Annotated in this window: 12 protein-coding genes and 1 pseudogene; all 13 read left to right on the top strand. The window is 63.7% G+C overall.

What is annotated here, in order from left to right; genetic code table 11:
• Positions 1-89 precede the first annotated feature (89 nt).
• The 13 genes and pseudogenes from MKK69_RS01370 (at position 90) to MKK69_RS01315 (ending at position 12,695) form a co-directional block, all read left to right on the top strand.
• The gene (locus tag MKK69_RS01370) at positions 90-605 is read left to right on the top strand and encodes a hypothetical protein (protein WP_243964876.1); all 516 of its coding nucleotides are present in this window, start codon (positions 90-92) and stop codon (positions 603-605) included.
• Between the two features lie 98 nt (positions 606-703).
• Positions 704-3,070, top strand: coding sequence for an efflux RND transporter permease subunit (locus MKK69_RS01365; RefSeq protein ID WP_243964875.1), 2,367 nt, complete (start codon positions 704-706; stop codon positions 3,068-3,070).
• A gap of 9 nt (positions 3,071-3,079) precedes the next feature.
• On the top strand, positions 3,080-3,205 hold the full coding sequence (locus MKK69_RS30895; protein WP_279598114.1) for a hypothetical protein: 126 nt from the start codon (positions 3,080-3,082) through the stop codon (positions 3,203-3,205).
• 102 nt (positions 3,206-3,307) lie between these two features.
• On the top strand, positions 3,308-3,517 hold the full coding sequence (locus MKK69_RS01360) for a hypothetical protein (RefSeq protein WP_243964873.1): 210 nt from the start codon (positions 3,308-3,310) through the stop codon (positions 3,515-3,517).
• A gap of 216 nt (positions 3,518-3,733) precedes the next feature.
• Positions 3,734-4,561: an alpha/beta fold hydrolase gene (locus tag MKK69_RS01355; RefSeq protein WP_409564765.1), complete on the top strand. Its 828-nt coding sequence runs from the start codon at positions 3,734-3,736 to the stop codon at positions 4,559-4,561.
• Positions 4,562-5,056: 495 nt separating this feature from the next.
• Positions 5,057-6,061, top strand: coding sequence for a GlxA family transcriptional regulator (locus MKK69_RS01350; RefSeq protein WP_243964871.1), 1,005 nt, complete (start codon positions 5,057-5,059; stop codon positions 6,059-6,061).
• A gap of 263 nt (positions 6,062-6,324) precedes the next feature.
• Positions 6,325-7,332: a GTP-binding protein gene (locus tag MKK69_RS01345; protein ID WP_313900811.1), complete on the top strand. Its 1,008-nt coding sequence runs from the start codon at positions 6,325-6,327 to the stop codon at positions 7,330-7,332.
• A gap of 20 nt (positions 7,333-7,352) precedes the next feature.
• The gene (locus MKK69_RS01340) at positions 7,353-7,862 is read left to right on the top strand and encodes a DUF1097 domain-containing protein (protein ID WP_243964932.1); all 510 of its coding nucleotides are present in this window, start codon (positions 7,353-7,355) and stop codon (positions 7,860-7,862) included.
• Positions 7,863-7,873: 11 nt separating this feature from the next.
• Positions 7,874-8,608, top strand: a complete 735-nt coding sequence (gene nthB / locus MKK69_RS01335) for a nitrile hydratase subunit beta (RefSeq protein ID WP_243964870.1) — start codon at positions 7,874-7,876, stop codon at positions 8,606-8,608.
• A 9-nt stretch (positions 8,609-8,617) separates the two neighbouring features.
• The gene (gene nthA / locus MKK69_RS01330) at positions 8,618-9,241 is read left to right on the top strand and encodes a nitrile hydratase subunit alpha (RefSeq protein ID WP_243964869.1); all 624 of its coding nucleotides are present in this window, start codon (positions 8,618-8,620) and stop codon (positions 9,239-9,241) included.
• Between the two features lie 6 nt (positions 9,242-9,247).
• On the top strand, positions 9,248-9,556 hold the full coding sequence (locus MKK69_RS01325) for a nitrile hydratase accessory protein (protein WP_243964868.1): 309 nt from the start codon (positions 9,248-9,250) through the stop codon (positions 9,554-9,556).
• Positions 9,557-9,849: 293 nt separating this feature from the next.
• Positions 9,850-10,914 (top strand): HoxN/HupN/NixA family nickel/cobalt transporter, encoded by a 1,065-nt coding sequence (locus MKK69_RS01320; protein WP_243964867.1) that lies wholly within the window; start codon positions 9,850-9,852, stop codon positions 10,912-10,914.
• Between the two features lie 605 nt (positions 10,915-11,519).
• Positions 11,520-12,695, top strand: a pseudogene (locus MKK69_RS01315) (IS3 family transposase).
• The last annotated feature ends 545 nt before the right edge of the window (positions 12,696-13,240 follow it).

Below are 13,240 nucleotides of genomic sequence, written 5' to 3'. Positions count from 1 at the left end.
GCGGCTCTGGACAAGAAATCAGCTGATCGGCTTCTCAATCATCGCGCCGCACCTTCCGCAAACAGAAGACTCACGCAAGGACAAGCCGGATGAGGAATGATGCGCGCCTTCACGTTCCGCAACGCCGTTCGGTCGGCGGACTGATCGCCCTGCTGGGCTTGGCAACCGCACTCTTTTGCATGCCCTCTTACGCGGCAAGACAGGGCGGGTTCGCCGACTTTGCCGGATCGTGGTTCGGCTCGGGCTACGTTCAATCCGCAAGCGGCAGCGAGGCGATCCGCTGCCGGGCGCAGTACGCGGTCGGCCCGGACGGCGCGAGTGTGGAGCAACGCCTCGTCTGCGCGAGCGCAAGCTACAAATTCAACATCGACTGCCAAGCGACGGAGTCGAACGGCGCGATCTCCGGGACTTGGACCGAGACGACGCGGAGCGTGACCGGCACCTTGTCGGGGTCGCTGCGCGGCGGCCAACTCCAGGCGCAGGTGAGCTCTCCCTTCTTCACCGCCGGTCTGAGCTTCTCGACGAGCCGGAACCGGCAGGACGTCGTGATCTCACCGCAGGGAAACGATATCCGGCAAGTGGTCGTCCAGCTCCGCCGCCGCTGACGGTCGCGGCGACTGCGAAGGATTGATCAACGCCATCGCTCAGCCCCGCCAGTCCCGGCGGGGCGCCGGCAGAACTGACCCGCGCGAGGCCGCCCGTCGTGAGCACCACAGTCGAAGATCAGGAGCCTTCGCAGATCCGGTCGTTCTCCATCGCCCTCGGCGTCGAACGCTTGGGGCTCATCGCATTGCGGCACCCGGCGATCGTCGGATCCGCGACGGTGATCTTGATCCTGCTGGCGGTTCTCGGCGTTCGCCGCCTCGGCGTCGACGACTCGATCAGCCAGCTGTTTCGTTCCGATACAACAGAGTTCCATGAGTACGAGACTGTTTCGAAGCGGTTTCCTTCGAGTGAATACGATGTCCTCGTCGTCGTCAGCGGTCCGATCCTGCAGCGGGACTCGATCGAAGCGCTGCGCAACCTGGCTACGGATCTGCAACTGGTCGACGGCGTCCGCGGCATCGTCTCGCTCTTCTCGGCACGCACGGCGCCGCTGGATGGCGCCCTGCCGGGTCCGCTCTTCCCCGACACCCTGCCGGAGGGGCCGGCCTACGCGCAGCTGGTCCGGACCGTCGAGACGAACGAGATCATCAAGGACAAGCTGCTCTCCGCGAACGGTCAACTGACGCTGATGGTGCTGGCGCTCGAGCCCACCAAGGTCGAGAGCAACCAGCTCGCGCCGCTGATCCAGGAACTCAACGGTCTCGTAGGCACCGACCTCGGTTCCACGACGCTGAAGACCGAGTTGACCGGTGTCCCGGTGATGCAGCTCGAGATCCGCAACGCGATCGAGCACGACCGCCTCGTCTATAACGCGGCGGGTCTCCTGGTCGGATGCCTCATCGCGATCGCATTCTTCCGGCGTCTGTCCTTCATGCTGATGGCGGCCGGGCCGCCGCTCGCCTCGATCCTCCTCGCGCTGGGCGCGTTCGGCTGGCTCGGCCTGCAGCTCAATATCTTCCTCAACATGATGACCCCGCTGATCATGGTGATCAGCTTCTCCGACAGCATGCAGCTCACCTTCGACGTTCGGGCCCGGCTCATCGCCGGCGCGAGCGCCCGGTCGGCGATCCGCGACGCCCTCCTTGTCGTCGGGCCCGCCTGCGTCCTGACCCATGCGACGGCAGCCCTGTCCTTCACCGCCCTCCAGGTCTCCGAATCCGATCTGATCCGCAGCTTCGGTCAGGCCGGGCTCCTGGCCACCGCGATCTCGATGCTGACGGTTCTGGCCCTCATCCCGGTCCTCGGTCTGATGCTGCTCAGGCGCACGGATGGGTTCGTCGAGGCGGCTCGAGAGGCGGATCGTGGCGTCGGGATCCTTCAGCGCCTCTGCGCGCGGATCGCGGGGCAGATGGTCCACCACGCGGCTGCCTACACCGCGCTCAGCGTCGTCCTCGTCTCCCTGCTGGCGCTCTGCTATGCGCAGCTGCAGCCACGCTACCGTCTCGCCGACCAGGTTCCCAGCCATGAGCAGGCGGTCGCGGCGAGCGACAAGCTCGATCAGGAACTGACGGGGGCAAACCCCATCAACGTCATGGTCGCGTTCCCGCAGGGCGAGGATCTTTACGCGCCGCGCACCTTGGCGCTGATCGACACGGTCCACCGAATCCTGTCGCAGCAATCCGGCGTCGGTAACGTGTGGTCGCTCGAGACTCTGCGGGACTGGCTGGCCCAGAACGTCCACCGCTCCGACGTCGGGACTCTCAAGGCGTATGTCGCTGCCTTGCCGGCGTTCCTCGTGCAGCAGTTCATCGCGAGGGACGATCAGGCCGTCCTCGTAGCCGGCCGCGTTCGCGACGTCGATGCCAGTCGCCTTCTGCCGATCGTCCGCGACCTCGACCACGCCCTCGACCCTGTGCGCACAGAGTATCCTGGATACACCATCACGGTCACGAGCCTCTCGGCCATCGCCGCCCGCAACTCTGCGCAGATGATCGACAAGCTCAGCCGTGGCATCACGGTTGAGGTGGTGCTCGTCGCGGCGTTCCTCGGCCTCGTCTTCCGCTCGGCCCGTATCCTGCTGGCGAGCCTCATGCCGGCGGTTTTCCCGGTCTTCGCGATGGGGACGTTGCTATGGATGCTCGGCGATGGGCTGCAATTCGCCAGCGTCGTCGCCCTGACGGTCTCGCTCGGACTCGGCTTGAGCGCCACGGTCCACTTCCTCAATCGGATGACGCTGGATCTGGCCCCGTCGCATAGACCCGAACCGGCAGTCGAGCGGGCTACAATCCTGATGGGGCCGCCCTTGATCCTGACGACGATGGTGCTGAGCTGCGCCCTCGCGACCACCGTCCTGTCAAATCTTCCGATGCTGAAGCTCTTCGGCTGGCTCAGCGCCCTCGCGATGCTGTGCGCGCTCGGTGCCGATCTGTTCATCCTCCGACCGACGATTACGCTGCTCTACAGCTTCGGTTTGAAGGGAGGCTCCAGCCTCGCCAATCGCAAATCCCCGTCTGCCGGCCTTTAGGAGGCAGCTTTGGATGCGGCTTACATCTCGGCGATGTTCGGGCTCGGCGGAGCCACCATCGGCGCCATGGCGTCGTTCGCGACGACATGGATGACGCATCGAAGCCAGTTCCAGGACAAGATTCGCGAAACGTAACGAGCACGCCGGATCGATCTGTTCAAAGACTTCATCACGGAAGCGGTCCGTCTCTACGGCGATGCGCTCAGCCATGAACGGGACGATATTGGCGATCTGGTCATGCTGTACGCTCTGCTGGCGAAGATGCAGCTGACCGCCTCGCCGGCAACGATCCACGCGGCGGACGCCGTCATCGACCGGATCATAGACGCCTATCTCGCTCCCAATCGAAGCCTGCACGACATCCATGAGCTTGCGCGAGAGGGGAGGCTGAATTTCCTGACCGATTTCGGAACAACCTGCCGCTTGGATTTGCAGACGCCGCTGTAGGATGATGAACTGCACCCTGCTCTGACCGGATAGGCGGCATAGATGCTGTGTGGTGCCGGGCGGCAGGGCCCTTCAGCATCACGAGCATTTCGAAGCGCGCACGGAACGCGCGGTCCGGCTTGCGGAGCCGGCCACCGGGATAGCCAAGCCAATGGACTCCCACTACAGCGATCTTTGGCTGAGAGTACGACGGCACGCACGCGAGAAGGAGCAACGATGAGCTTTGTGCCCACGGGCGACGGAACGCAGATCTTCTACAAGGATTGGGGGCCGCGGATGGGCCGGCCGGTGGTGTTCAGCCACGGGTGGCCGCTATCCTCGGACGCCTTCGAAGACCAGATGATGGCCCTTGCGGACGAGGGCTTTCGCTGCATCGCCCATGACCGGCGCGGGCATGGCCGCTCGAGCCAGACGTGGTCCGGCCACGATATGGATACCTACGCGGCCGACCTCGCGGCCGTCGTCGGGGCCCTCGGCGTGACCAACGCGGTCCATGTCGGCCATTCGACCGGCGGTGGCGAAGCGTTGCGCTACGTCGCTCAGCACGCGCATGGCCGCGCCGCCAAGCTCGTGCTGATCAGCGCCGTGCCGCCGATCATGATGCAGTCACCCGCCAATCCCGGCGGACTGCCCATGACGGTGTTCGACGACATCCGCGCGGGCGTCGCCGGCGATCGCTCGCAATTCTTCAAGGACCTCTCCGGTCCCTTCTACGGCGCGAACCGGGACGGGTCGACGGTCAGCCAGGGCTTGCGCGACTCCTTCTGGCTCCAGGGCATGATGGGCGGGCTGAAGGCCGAGCACGACTGCGTCAAGGCCTTCTCGGAGACCGACCAGACCGACGACCTGAAAGGCGTGACGATCCCAACCCTGATCCTTCACGGCGATGACGACCAGATCGTGCCGATCGCGGGCGCGGGCGAGCTGCAAGCGAAGCTGATCAAGGGCGCGACGTTCAAGGTCTACCCGGGCGCTCCCCACGGGATGTGTTCGACGCACAAGCATCAGGTCAGCGCGGATCTTCTCGAGTTCGTAGCTGCTTGATGCCGAAACCCAACGGATGATCCTTCGCCGATAGCGATCCGACGTAGTACCGACGGATAGGCAGTGCTTGTCGAGCATGTCCGTGATCAAGGTGTCCCCGGTGTGCGGGCGGACGCTCGCTTTCGGATGGCCGTCGGCGACTGGCCGGCAGGCGGCCGTATGGAGGCGCGCTTATCTTCCTGCCACGCCTGCCGGCTGTCGGGTTCGCTGAGCAACAGCACACGTCTGCTATTCCATAGGTTGTCCCCCCGAAGCAGCCATTCCGCTTTCGGCCAAATCAGGCTGGCCACTCTGTGCCCGGCCGGCTGGTTAGCCGGACTGGGTAGCGGTCCCGGAGCGGCGTCCTTGATACCGGCAACTCGGCACACTGCCTGCAAGAGATCAACGTACCGCGCAGGCAGCCTCTCCTATTAGAAGGAGAGCAGCCCTGATCAAATGCGGCTCGGAGCCCGCGGAGCAACTCGATCATTAAGCGCGACCGCGGAGGATCTTACGTTGGCTACCAAGACCATCATGATCGGCCTGGTCGCTCCGCGCAGCTCACAGGCTTTGGACGTCGTCGGACCCGTCGACGCGTTCTCGCAGGTGAACCGGATACGTGACGCGAATGTTACATACGCCCTTACACTGCTCGCTACTGAGCCCGGACCGATCACGACCTCCTCCGGCATCCGACTCCTGCCGGACCGTCTGATCGATGAGGTGGCCGAGCCGTTTGACACCCTGCTTGTCGCCGGTAGCCCCGACTACGAGGAAGGGACTAGAGATCCGGCGCTCCTGCGCTGGCTCGTCGACATGGCGCCAAGGACGCGCCGGGTCGGTTCGATTTGCAATGGCGCCTTCGTTCTGGCCGCCGCTGGGTTGCTTGATGGTCGCCGTGCGACGACCCATTGGCAGTTCGCCAAGGAGCTCTCGGAGATGTACCCGAGAGCCCGGATCGAGCCCGATCAGATCTTCGTCCGGGACGGCAACATCTACAGCTCGGCCGGCGTGACCGCTGGCATCGACCTCGTGCTGGCGCTGATCGAGCAAGATTGCGGAGCAGCCATTTCGCTGGCCGTCGCACGCGCGCTCGTCGTCTTCCTGCGGCGGCCCGGCGGGCAATCGCAATTCAGTGTTCATCTACAGGCACAGCTGACCGAGCATACTCAGCTCGGCCAGGTTCTGGACTTCGTTCTTGAAAACCTCTCCAAAAAACTCTCAGTCGCACAGCTGGCAAGCCAAGTGGGCCTGAGTGAGAGGAGCCTAACACGTCTCTTCCATGACGAGCTTCGTACCAGCCCGGCACGCTTTGTAGAGGTGGCTCGTGTCGAGGCCGCACGCAGCCTCTTGGAAGCCGGGCCCCTGACCATCCAGCAGATCGCTCATCGCTGCGGTTTCGGTTCGACCGACACGATGCGGCGTGCGTTCCTGCGTCATTTACAGACGCCTCCGGGCGATTATCGCCGACGCTTTCCTACACATGCTGTCTTGGAGGCGGCCGACGATCACGGTCACTGACCGACACGTGAGACTCGGCGGTTCAGGCTCACACGAACAGCGCTTTCTGTGGAGTGGATGCGTTCTTAGTTGGCCCGCTCCCGAAGATCATCTCTCATTGCAAATGCAAGCGGCGACAAATGCCTATTGGAGGTGCAGCATGGTAGGGATGTCCGAATCTGCGTGCCGAATGGCGGAATCCGTCGCGATGCTGAGCTATACGAGGATGAAGAGCGCCTCCTAATCTTTGCTGCGCCGAAGCAGGGCGCGGCGAAGGGTGGTGAATGGCGACGATGACAGGAAAAGTACCCGTCACAGTCCTAACGGGCTTTCTGGGCTCCGGTAAGACCACCCTCCTCAACCATCTTCTCTCTCAGGAAGAGGCTGAAGGGACAGCTGTCATCGTCAACGAGTTCGGCGCAATTGGGATTGACGGTCAATTGGTCATCGGCGTCGACGAAGACGTCATCGAGATCAACAACGGTTGCATCTGTTGTACGGTCCGGGCCGATCTCGTCACGACGATCGAGCGCCTTCTCTCCCGGCCGCAGCCCGTCCGGCGCATCCTGATCGAGACCACGGGCCTCGCCGACCCCGCACCCGTCATTCAGAGCTTCATGCTGGACGAGGGGCTCCGCGCATCGACGGAACTCGACGCGTTCGTGACCGTCGTCGATGCCCGCCATAACCCGCTCTGGCTGTCCATAGGCGAGGAGGCCGAGGCAGCGGGCAGGGAGAACGTCGCAAAAGAACAGATCGCTTTCGCTGACATCCTCCTCCTCAACAAAACTGATCTCGTCGTCGAGGCGGAACTTGCAGCTTGCGAGACTGAGTTGCGCCACATCAATCCATTGGCTCGCATCAGGCGCATGCGTGACGGGTCGGTGCCGGCCAGCGAACTGCTCGGCATCCGGGCCTTCGACCTGAGGAACGCCCTAGCTATCGAGCCGGAACTGCTGTCGGATGTGGAGCACGAGCACGACGACGCGATCACGAGCGTCGCGCTCCGCCCCGAGGGGGATCTCGATCCGACGACGTTCTTCCAATGGCTGAACCGCTTCGTGCAGGATCGGGGAGCCGACATCCTGCGGATTAAGGGCATCGTCCCGTTTATCGGTGAGGCGCGGCGCTACGTTTTTCACGGCGTGCACATGACGCTCGATGGCCGGCCCGGTCGTCCCTGGCGTTCCGGCGAACCGCGGTGCGGTGAAATCGTGTTCATCGGCCGCAACCTTGATGCCGGGGAGATCGAACGTGGCATCGTGCAATGCGGCGTGGCTCAAGCAGCCTGACGGAATGGGGGATGATCATGATGCCACCGACGCTCGCCCTGGCCACCAGCATCGCCATTCTCGGCGGTCTCGACACCTACATCACGGCTACCGTCCTCCCGATCCCAGTCTGGGTGACCTTCATCGCCTGGGCGTCCTTCTTCGCCTGCGGCGGCGGAGTATTGGGGTTCGTCAAGTCGGTCGCCTCGAACTGGATCGGCGTCGCGATCGCGAGCCTCTGCCTGCTGGCGATCACGACCGCACCAGGCTCGCCGACCCTCGCGGCCATCTCGGTCGGTCTCGGAAGTGGCATCATGATCCTCGCCGCCTCCGCCGGCTTTCTCGGCTACCCGCCGGCCATCGTCTTCGGCTTCGCATCGCTGGTCGGCACGACGCAGGCGACCGGCCATGGCGTGCTTGATGCGGGGCTTACCCATCCGACCCTCGTGGCCGGCTTCTCGATGCTGATCGGCGCCCTCTTTGGCATCGTCTCCGAGATACTGGCGAAAGCTCTGACCGAACGTCCCGGCGCCGCCGCGCCCGCACGCTGAACGGAGGTCCCATGAAGCTCCAGCACACCCTAGGTGGCCTCGAAGGCCTCGACCCCGTTCAACCCGAGCTGCGCGTCTTCGTCGAGCCTTGGGAGGAGCGCATCTTCGGCATCCACACCGCCATGATGGCACTCAGCCCGCAGCTCAACCTGCCGCAGACCTCCAGTACCTTCCGCACGGTCTGGTCCTGGGCCGATCTGCGCAAGGGCGCCGAGGCGATGAACCCGTTCGACTACTTCAAGTATCGTTATTACGAGAAGTGGCTCGGCGGCATCTCCGGATACTTCGTCGCCAACGGCTACATCACTCAAGCCGAGCTCGACGCCCGCACCGACGAATACCTTGCCGATCCGGCGAAATCCCTCCCATCCGGTGGTACCTCGGAAGTCGACGACCGGATCCACAAGTACCTAATCGACGGCGACTCGCCCTGGCATCAGTGGGCGGACAAGCCACGCTTTAGCGTGGGTGATACGGTGTTGGTGGCTGATCCGCCGACGGTCGAGCATACCCGGCTGCCCGGTTACCTGCGCAACAAGGTCGGGGTCATTGAAACCGTCTACGATGATGCGTTCAGTTACCTGTGCTCGACCGGGCCAGACGGCATCGGACCGGCCATGCCAGTCTACTGCGTGAAGTTCGACCCGCAGCACCTCTGGCCGGGCAACGCCGAACCCGGCTTCTTCATCTACGCAGACCTGTTTGACGCCTATGTCCGCCCGGTTGCCGACCAGACTGCCGCTTGAGGGAAACCGATGACCGACCGCTTTGCCTATCCCCCTGACCGCGAGGCGCGCAACGCGGCGCGCGTGCGGGCGCTTGAGGCCTTGCTGATCGCGAAGGGCGTCATCACCAACCAGACCGTCGACAAGGTCATGCAGACCTTCGCCACCGAGATGGGCCCGTTCAACGGCGCCAAGCTCGTCGCGCGGGCCTGGACCGACGACGCGTTCAAGGCGCTGCTCGTGACAGACACAATGGCCGCTGTGGCGCAGCTCGGGCTGCCCACAGGAGCGGCAGGCGCGGAGGGCGAGCACATGCGCGCCGTCGCGAATACGCCGCAGGTGCACAACCTCATCATCTGCACGCTATGCTCTTGCTATCCCTGGCCAGTGCTAGGGCTGCCACCCTACTGGTACAAGGATCCGTCCTTCCGCGCTCGTGCGGCCCGTGAGCCGCGGGCGGTGCTCAAGGAGTTCGGCCTGGACGTCGACCCAGCGAAGGAGATCCGGACCTGGGACAGCTCGGCCCAGATCCGCTGGTTTGTCGTTCCGGAGAGGCCGGACGGCTCCCAGGGCCTGAGTGAGGACGAACTCGCGGAGTTGGTCACGCCAGAAGCGATGATGGGCGTGGCGGTCGCCCTGCCGAAGGCGGCCTGAGGCCTTATGCAAACGAGCTTCGAGCATTTTGCCGTGGCGAGCATGATGGGGCAGCCTGACACGCCGCCCCGCGCCAACGGGAGCCTTTGCTTCCATCAGCCCTGGGAGCGGCAGGCATTCGGTCTGGCCGTGGCGCTTGCACGCGAAGGCCACTTTGAATGGGAGGACTTCCGGCAGGCGTTGATCACGGAGATCGCGGCGTGGGAGGCCACGCACGCCCGCGACGATCCCGGCTGGGACTACTACGAGTGCTGGCTGACCGCCCTCGAATGCGTGATGCAGGCGCACGTCATACCGAGTCTCACGGAGGCGTGACGGTAAGCCGTCACTCAAGTTTGAGTGCACGCCTGACTTTCAAAACAGCATGGCAAGGCAATGACCGAATCGGGCCGTGGAGTAGAAATCCATTGGATGTGCTGAACGCGATGGTCGCCAGGCCGCCTGCCTTGCGGTCGAACACGGTTTGGCTCGGACTCATCTCCCACCCGACGGATCTAATGGCCGCCCGACTCGTCGTCGCCGCGCGGTTCCGACGATGCTACGGGCCAGGTGGCCGGCAGAGACAGCAAAAGCGGGGATCTGAGCGTGTGGGCATCCGGAGCAGGGCTGTGACATCGATTGTTCCACCCGAAGAGAACTCTCCTCGCTCAGTATGGCGCAAGGTCGGTCTACTCTATCTCATCTTGATCGCCACTAATGTCTTAGCCTGGCTCTGGGCCTATGATCTCTTCTCTGGCCAGACCTCACTGCTCTCGACCGCGCTCCTGGCCTACGTCTTTGGCCTGCGCCACGCCGTCGACCCGGACCATATCGCCGCCATAGACAACGTCACACGCAAGCTCATGCACGCCGGTCAGCGGCCCGTCACCGTTGGCTTCTGGTTCGCGCTCGGCCACTCCACTGTCATTGTCGCCGCCGCCACTGCTGTGGCGCTTGCGGCCAAGAGCCTGCTGACGGCTTCCGAAGCCTATCGGGGATTGGGCAGCCTCATCAGCACGAGCGTCTCGGCTGCTTTCCTCATCCTGATCGGGCTGGTCAACCTCGTGGTGCTCGCCAGCGTCTGGCGCACGTTCCGTCAGGTGCGCCGCACGGGCAGCTACGTCGAGGAGGACCTCAACATGTTGCTCGCAGATCGGGGCGTCCTCGCGCGCCTGCTTCGGCCGCTGTTCCGTCTCGTGACCTGCTCGTGGCACATGTACCCGCTGGGCTTCCTGTTCGCGCTGGGTTTCGATACGGCGACGGAGGTGAGCCTGTTCGGGCTCTCGGCGACGCAGGCCAGCGAGGGCGCGGATTTATGGGTGATCCTCGTATTTCCAGCCCTGTTCACTGCTGGCATGGCGCTGGTCGACGCTACCGACGGCGTGCTGATGCTGAGTGCGTACAGCTGGGCCTATGTGCGGCCGATGCGGAAGCTTTCCTATAACCTGACCATCACCATGGTGTCCGTCGTTGTAGCGCTTGTGATCGGCACGCTGGAGGCGCTGAACCTCATCGGCGGCAAGCTAGATCTCCAGGGTACGTTTTGGACCTGGATCGGCACCGTCAACGACAACTTTGGCGCGCTCGGATTTGGGATCGTCGGTCTCTTCGCGGCGGCTTGGCTGCTGTCGTGGCTGGTCTACCGCCTAGGCGGTTTCGATCGCGCCGAGGTCACGCCGGCTGATCTCCGCTGAGGAGTTGTTGGTCCGCCCTAACCCCAGCGACAAAAGGCATTCAAACGTGATGCTGAGCGCGTGACGTCCGCTTTCGGCTGTCATCCACTCTAAAGCAGACCGGCCGTTTTCGGCCAGGTTACGCCATGCCGGATCGCCAATGTGCGCAAAACCGGTCTTTCGGTTTTGCGCGCAACTCGGACACTTGGATTATGTGCGGCTCGCTCGACGATCAGGTGCAGGTCGCGAATCGTACCCGAACGCTTTCGCCCGCTCAGTGTTTCAACCCCGGCCATAATTGCGGCACGCAATTGGCTGCCGCTGACTCGGATGTTGGCCGCCTAGGCCAGGGCGATGGCCTCAATGTGCCGTGCGTCCGACGGCTTCCGGATGTTCAATCCGGCCCGCTGCAGCCAACTTGCGCTGTCGAGCGGCCGCGATCCGGCCCCGTTGACCTGATGCAGAAAGCGTTCGGTGTCGGCAGCTACCGCTTCGCGGCTTTCAGCTGCAGCGCTGGCTTATTTAACTTCGGCTGGCCCACTTCTGCGCTTGGAAGCAGCCTGGCCTGCCCCCTGAAAAGTGGTCCTCCCTGAGGTATGGCTTCGCGCCATTTGGAGGATGTTATGATGCGTCGGAAGAAGCATACGGCTGAAGAGATCGTCGCGAAGCTGCGTCAGGTCGATGTTTTGGTCTCGCAGGGCCGCAAGGTCTCCGAAGCAATCTGATCCATCGAGGTGACGGAGGTCACGTACTATCGTTGGCGATCCGAGTACGGCGGCCTGAAGGGTGATCAGGTCAAGCAGCTGAAGTCCTTGGAGACGGAGAACCTGCGCCTGCGTCGGGCGATCTCGGACCTGACGCTGGAGAAGCTCATCCTGAAGGAGGCAGCTTCGGGAAACTTCTGAGCCCGGCTCGCCGCCGGGCTTGCGTCGACCACGTTGTTGCCGAGCATGGCGTGTCGGAACGGTTCGCTTGCCGTGTTCTTGGTCAGCACCGCTCGACACAGCGCAAGCGCGCCGTGGTGGTCGAGGACGAGGCGGCATTGACCGCCGCCATCGTCGCACTGGCTCTCCAGTACGGGCGCTACGGCTACCGTCGGATCACGGCGATGCTCCGCCGCGATGGCTGGACGGTGAACGTGAAGCGGGTCGAACGGATCTGGCGGCTGGAGGGGCTCAAGGTTCCAGCGCGACAGCCGAAGCGAGCCCGCCTCTGGCTCAACGATGGCTCCTGCCTCCGTTTGCGGCCGGAGCGGCCCGGCCACGTCTGGTCTTACGACTTCGTCGAGCACCGCACGCACAATGGGCGCAAGTATCGGATGCTGAACGTGGTCGATGAGTTCACCCGTGAGTGCCTGGCCATCCGTGTGTCCCGTAAGCTGAAGGCGTACGACGTGATCGATGTCCTCTCGGATCTGTTCAGCCTGCGCGGCGTGCCCGAGCATATCCGTTCGGACAATGGCCCGGAGTTCATCGCCAAAGCCGTCCAAGACTGGATCACAGCGGTCGGCTCGAAGACGGCCTACATCGAGCCGGGCAGTCCTTGGGAAAACGGGTACTGCGAGAGCTTCAACGCGAAGCTACGGGATGAACTCCTCAACGGCGAGGTGTTCTACACCCTCAAGGAAGCCAGCGTCGTGATCGAGCGATGGCGGAGGTACTACAACAGCATCCGACCCCACTCGTCACTCGTCACTCGGCTACTGCCCGCCTGCGCCGGAGGTCGTCATCCGGCCACCGGAACCGGGCGGCTCAGTACCGTCCGCTCGCCCCGCCATCGTCACGCGACCGACGATGCACTAACTTCAAACCTGGGCCACCGGATGGGGGCAGGCCAGGCAGTACGCCTTTCCTGACGAAGGGCCTGAAAGGCGTGAGAACCGAGATGAGCCTCGCGATCCTCGCCTACAACGTGAAGCGGATGATCCGACTGTTCGGCGCAACCTGGTTCATCCAGGCCATTCGAGCCTGAAGCAGCCCACCGCGCCGCCGTCGTCATCCTGCTGATCGACACTGGCAGCCACGATCAATGGGTTTTGACACGGCCTCGGTCGATACCCGACGGCTTGATGGTGCGGAACTCACGAGTCCCGCACCGTCCATAAAACTAAGCGTACCTCGTCGTCGTTGCTCGCGCCTGACATGTGTGACCAATGTGGGCGGTCTAGCGTTCGCAGGATGACCGTCGCCGGGCTGGCGGCACGGTCATTTCCCTCGATCCCGTGTGATCAGACCTCGGATGATCCGGAAACCTGATGCTGCGTCGTACTATGCTTCTGGCCTCGGCGGCTATCGCGGTGCAGTCGATTGGTGCTGTCGCTGATCCGCTTGGAGATGGGTCATTCGCG

Source organism: Methylobacterium sp. J-026 (assembly GCF_022829585.1).
Taxonomy (GTDB): Bacteria; Pseudomonadota; Alphaproteobacteria; order Rhizobiales; family Beijerinckiaceae; genus Methylobacterium.
The sequence above is the reverse complement of the archived record's forward strand: the minus strand, read 5'-3'. Positions and strand labels throughout refer to the sequence as shown.